The 1,344-nt window shown below is 49.2% G+C and carries 3 protein-coding genes; all 3 read left to right on the top strand.

The features are described 5' to 3' along the window. A partial coding sequence (locus tag DW922_RS17300) for a virulence-associated E family protein (RefSeq protein ID WP_243032306.1) occupies positions 1 to 546 on the top strand: 546 nt, incomplete at its 5' end. Positions 547 to 787: 241 nt separating this feature from the next. After that, a complete protein-coding gene (locus DW922_RS17290; protein ID WP_002592708.1) occupies positions 788 to 985 on the top strand; it encodes a hypothetical protein in 198 nt (65 codons plus the stop codon). After that, positions 986 to 1,344, top strand: a 359-nt coding sequence (locus DW922_RS17285; RefSeq protein WP_182429514.1) for a recombinase family protein, incomplete at its 3' end; no start/stop codon positions are given.

Raw genomic sequence — 1,344 nt, 5'->3', positions numbered from 1 at the left:
CTTGACTTCCTGCCCCTTGACCGTTCCGGCAACCGCCGCTTTATCCCGGTCATGGTGTACCCGGAGCAGGCGGAAGTTCACATTTTGGAGGATGAAGCCGCTTCCAGAGCCTATATCGGGCAGATGTGGGCGGAAGCGATGGAGATTTATAAAAGCGGCAGGTTCAAGCTGGCTTTCAGCCCCGCCATGCAGCGGTATCTCAAAGAACACCAGCGGGATTTTATGCCGGAGGACACCAAAGCCGGGATGATACAGGCGTATCTTGATAAATACACCGGGAGCATGGTCTGCTCCAAGCAGCTCTATAAGGAAGCCTTGAACCATGCCTTTGACGAGCCGAAGCAATGGGAAATCCGGGAAATCAACGAGATTATGAACCAGTGCATTTCTGGCTGGCGGTACTTCCCGAACCCAAGAATGTTTTCCGAATATGGCAGACAAAAGGGCTGGGAGCGTGAAAACCCGGCAACGGACTCCGGCAACCCGTCTGAAAAAACGATGGACGGTTTTGTGGAGGTCACAGAACAGATGGAGCTTCCATTCTGAAAAGGACAGCCCGTTGCACCCCCTGTTGTTATCCCGTTGCCGAGCCGGTTGCCGGGAAAAACCCCTTATTTCCGGGCTTTTCTCCCTTATAACAACCAAAACAACAAAAAAATAAAAGAAAAGTATAAATAGTAACCATCGCCAGATTGAGATTGTTTGCAAGGTCTTTTGAAGTCCGTTGCCGGACTTCGTTGCCGACACCCTCTGTCTGGCTATTTTCATGTATGGAGGATAACTGCCTATGGCAAAAAACAAAACAGAGATTCATGTGACCACTGTATTTGACGGGGAGCTTGACGCCACTGATGTGTTCGTCAGCCTGATTTCCCAGAAATACGGAAAGACAAATGCAAAAGAATATCTTGCTAAAAAGAAAGATATAGGCTATAATGAAGATGAGGTTCAAAAGAGCCAGATACCGTCTGGATTGTGTGGGTAAATGGCTATGATGAACGAAATGGAATACAGAACAATCGGTTCGGCACTTGCCGGAGGTTATCGTGCGGCGGTCTATTGCAGGCTGTCAAAGGACGATGACCTGCAAGGCGAAAGTGCCAGTATCGCAAACCAGCGTGATATGCTGGAAAAATACTGCGAAAAGCAGGGATGGGAGGTTGTGGCAGTCTATCAGGACGATGGCTTCACAGGTCTTAACATGGAGCGTCCTGACCTACAGAGAATGTTGAGAGCCATTGAGCGCAGGCAGATCAACCTTGTCATCACGAAAGACCTCAGCCGACTGGGGCGTAATTATCTGCAAACCGGGCATTTGATTGAGGACTTTTTCCCAAGAAACGG

The organism is Clostridium sp. AM42-4 (assembly GCF_003480105.1).
In the GTDB taxonomy this organism is placed as follows: Bacteria; Bacillota; Clostridia; order Lachnospirales; family Lachnospiraceae; genus Brotaphodocola.
Note: the sequence above shows the minus strand (reverse complement) of the source record. Positions and strands in the feature narration are given on the sequence as shown.